This is a genomic window from Frankia sp. CcWB2, assembly GCF_977927585.1.
Window position 1 is genome coordinate 37,852 of sequence record NZ_CDWRCM010000007.1, and the last position, 4,171, is coordinate 42,022.

Here is a 4,171-nt window from a genome sequence, read left to right on the forward strand (position 1 = left end):
GACGGGGCGCATCGGCTCCCGACCGTTGCGGGACCGGGCCCTGCTCGCCTGGGTCGGCCAGCTCCTGCATGCGGTCGCGGCCGACTCGGTCGCCGCCGCGGCGGCCTCGATCTGACTCCTGGCGTAGGGCGCCGTACCGTACGCCACGCTGAGCGGATACCGTCTCGGCTCGTGAAGCTTTCCCGTCTCCTCGCCGGTGTCGGGCTCCTCGTGCTCGTCGGTACCGCCGGTACCGGGTGCACGACCCATGCCGGGGCCGCCGCCCAGGTCGGTTCGCAGACCATCGGGACCTCCCAGCTGCGCGGCATTGTCGACCGTGGGCTCAAGGCCGCGGAGACAGTACCGATCCCGCAGACCTCGCAGTCGGTGTCGCAGAGTCTCAACCGAGGTGAACTCCAGCGACGAACCCTGACCACACTCGTGCAGCTCGAATTGATCTCCGGTGAGGCGAAGCGGCTGGGGATCTCGCTGACCGGCCAGGACATCGCGTCCTACTACCAGGCGTACGCGATCCTGCAGTTCGGCAGCGTGAAGGCGTTCGAGCAGCGAGCCGCCGCGGCGGGCTTCGCCCAGCAGGACGTGGCGACGATCGTCCGCTCGGGAGCGTTCGAGTCGGCGCTCGGGGACAAGATCAGCCCGGGTGTCCTCGCCTCCGACGCGGACACTCGCGCCCAGTACGACAGCATCGTCGATCAGATCGGGAAGATCCCCCTCAGCTACCGGCAGGCCAAGCCCTACCTGGCCCGGTTCCTGGTGGCGGACAAACGGGCGACGAAGGTGCGCCCGCTACTCGCGCAGGCCGAGTCCCGGGATCCCATCTCGATAAACCCACGATTTGGTACCTGGGACACGAAGCAGTTCGCCGTGGTCGCCGCCGAGGGCTCGATCGCCAGCAAGCCCGCGCCCACGCCGATCCTGGACCTGACCACCCGATCCTGAGCGGACGGCGACATGTTGATGCGGATCACCGTGGTCGTCACCAGCCCCCGGGTGGCACCGGGAATCCTCACGGCCCGGGCATGGGATGTCGTGCGCACGGTGCCCGTCCTGACCGCGAGCCCCACGCATCCTCAGCTCGCCGCGCTGCGGGCGGCCGGTGCGACCGTCCTGATCGTCGATCCCGGCGATCCCGGCGGTCTGGCCGGCGCGGTGACCCTCATCCGGGCCGCCCTGCCGGATCCCGCGGCGGCCGAGGTCGCCTGGCTGCCCGATCCGCTTACGCCGAGCATCCTCGACCGCCTCCTCGACGAGGCGAGTGGATCCGGGGAACGGAACGATGCCGGCGTCGAGAGGGTGACCGGGGTCGATGGGGTGACCGGGGTCGAAGTGACGAGCCTCGTGGCCACCAGGGAGCTGCCCGGCTCGAGCCTGTTGGACGCCGTCGCGGTCATGGACCGCCTGCGGTCGCCGGGCGGCTGCCCCTGGGACGCCGAGCAGACGCACACCTCGCTCGCCCCGTACCTGGTCGAGGAGACGTACGAGGCGTATCAGGCGATCGAGGACTACGATCTCACCGAGCTGCGCGAGGAACTCGGCGACGTGCTGATGCAGGTGCTCTTCCACGCTCGGATCGCCGCCGAGCGCGCCGAGGACGGCTGGGACGTCGATGACGTCGCGGCCGGCCTGGTGGCCAAACTGATCCGCCGTCATCCGCACGTGTTCGGTGACGTGGTCGTGGACGGTCCGGCGAACGTCGTCGCCAACTGGGACGCGATCAAGGCGGTCGAGAAGGGGCGCGTCTCGGTGACCGAGGGCGTCCCACTCTCCCAACCGGCGTTGTCCCTCGCGGCCAAGCTGCTGAAGCGGGCGGCCGGCATCGGCGTCCCTGCGCTCGCGCTGACCGGGACGGCCGCGTGGGGTGTGACCGACGCGGGCGATCGGGTCACCGAGATCGCCGCCACGGCCGCCGTACTGGCCCGGTCGGGCACGGCGGGGGACGACCTGATCGGTGATCTGCTCTTTAGCCGCCGTCGCACTCGCCCGGATGGCCTCCGTCGATCCGGAGCGGGCCCTTCGGGCGACCGCCCGTCGCTTCCGGGACCGGCTGGCCGCCGTCGAGGGCACGGTCCGTGCCGAGGGCGCCGATCCGGCTTCCCTGTCCGACACCCGCTGGCGCGAAATCTGGCGGCAGCTACCCGAGTAAACACCGATCATCGGTGCCCGATGCCAGGGAGTACCGGAAAATAACTTCAGGTTTTGATGCTGGTCTTGCCAGCGAGGTTGGCGAGGTCTGCCGTGGTGGGTGCGATGATCTTCTTTCTCTAGCCCCCGCGCCGGGACCGGCAGCGTACGCTGATCGTGTTGGATCAGCCCCCAGGGATCAGCCCCAGAGCCGCTGGTACATCGCCGCCGCCATGGGATTGATGGTGGGGTCGACCAACGAGGAACGGACGTTGTTCGGCAGGGCATCGGGGAAGTACGCCTCGTAGGCGAGAATGTCCGCGTTGCGCACGAACGCCTCGTGCATCTTCTCTATGTAGACGGGGTTGTCCCCACCCGCGGCCCCGACCCGACCCGCCTTGGTGCCCTGCTGGCTGACCACACCCCACTCCGGCACCGAGAACAGCTTGTGATGGGTCCGCGCAAAGAGGATCACCTGGCAGAGACCGCCGTCCCCGTTGCACTGGTTGTCGAAGTCGGCGTAGGTCGGGCTCGGCGGGTACTGGTCGTAGGTGTCGACCCCGATGACGTCGACGTACTGGTCACCCGGGTAGAGATCGAAGGCGCCGACCGACGTGGTCGAGCCGTGGGCGTTGAGGTTCCAGTCGATGCGGACCCGCGGGCTGGTGGCCTTGATCGCCGACGAGGCGTTGCGGAAGCACTGCACCCACTGCTGCGGGTCCGTGGCCGCCCACGCGAACCACAGCCCGTTGAACTCCCAGCCCAGCCGGACGAACGAGTCGCCCCGCCCCATGCTCACCAGCCAGCGGCCGAACTGCCGCCACTCGGCGTCGTAGCGGCCGGCCGCACAGTCGGCGAGGTTGCCCTTCTCCGGCCCTTGGTCTGGAAAGAGCGGCTGGCTGATGACCCATATGCCAGAGAAGCCGGCGAAGGGCGAGGCGTCGCGCCCGATCCAGGGCTCGACGATCGCCCGCCAGCTGGACCGCTCGGTGTACATGACGACGACGTCGTTGGGCCGGCCACGGAATTCCGCCCAGCGGTTCGCCTGCGCCAACGTGTGCGCGGCGACCCCCGTGGGAAACTCACCGGTCGTGGCGGCCCGCTGTACCCGGGGCGCGGTGACCGGCGGCTGGACCCCCGGTGCGGGCGAGAGGCCGGAGCCCGGCGACTGCGGCGGGGGCGGCGTCGGCGGGGCGGACGTCGGGCCGCCGGCCGCTGTGTCCGTGGGGTGTCCTCCGGAGGGCGCCAGAACCCAGGCGGTCAGGGCGGTCAGGGCGAGCACGACCGCGATCGAGACCGCGACGAGCGGGAGACGCGGGATTCGGCCGGCTCGGCCCCCGGGGCGCGCGGTGATCCAACCGGCGACGCGAGATGGACGACCCGGGCCAGGCCCACCGCCGTCGTCCGCCCGAACACGCGCGTCCGGTACCTGCCCGTCCCAGGCTGGGACGTCCCGGGCCGGCACGTCCCAGATCGACCCGTCCCAGGCCGGCACGCCCCGAGCCGGCACGCCCCAGGCCAGGACGTTCGTGTCCGGCGTGTCCAGCCCCTTACCGGCCGGGGCCTGCCGCCCGTGCCAATGGAACACGGTCGTGGTGGCACCGTCCGGACGTGCCCGCGCCGGGTCCGCCCGGTCCCCGGCGCGGCCTGTGACCGGGCCGCCACGCGCGTCGCAAGAAGCACCGTTGCGGCGGATGTAGACCAGCTCGGTGGGGGAACCCTCGCTGGGGGAACGGAGCATCCGCGTCGTCGTGTCACTTCGGCGACGGCGCAGCGGGAGCAGCCGGGCGTCCAGCCACTCGCCCCGGGACGGGGTCGGCATGCCGGCGCTTCCACCGGCAAGCCGCCGATCGGCCGAACGGGGCGGATCCACCTCGGAGTGGCGCACCGTGCCGTCCTGGTCCGAGGATGGCGATCCGTCCACCGGCCAGCGGCCGGCCGGAGGGTCATCCGACCAGGAGCGCCCGCGCACCCGCATCACCCCAGTCGTACGTTTCTACCTATAAAGTCATTTTTACTCATGTAACGCAAAAGTACGGTCAAGGGGGAC

At 70.7% G+C, this 4,171-nt stretch carries 2 protein-coding genes and 1 pseudogene; 2 read left to right on the forward strand and 1 reads right to left on the reverse strand.

Annotated features, from left to right (window positions below; all coding sequences use genetic code 11):
- Positions 1–171 precede the first annotated feature (171 nt).
- Positions 172–939, forward strand: a complete 768-nt coding sequence (locus ACY45C_RS01990; protein ID WP_462185959.1) for a SurA N-terminal domain-containing protein — start codon at positions 172–174, stop codon at positions 937–939.
- A 12-nt stretch (positions 940–951) separates the two neighbouring features.
- Positions 952–2,143 (forward strand): annotated as a pseudogene (gene mazG / locus ACY45C_RS01995) (nucleoside triphosphate pyrophosphohydrolase).
- A gap of 177 nt (positions 2,144–2,320) precedes the next feature.
- Here mazG and ACY45C_RS02000 read toward each other — a convergent pair.
- Entirely contained in the window at positions 2,321–4,009 is a 1,689-nt protein-coding gene (locus ACY45C_RS02000; RefSeq protein WP_462185960.1) for a glycoside hydrolase family 26 protein, read from the reverse strand.
- Between the last annotated feature and the right edge of the window lie 162 nt (positions 4,010–4,171).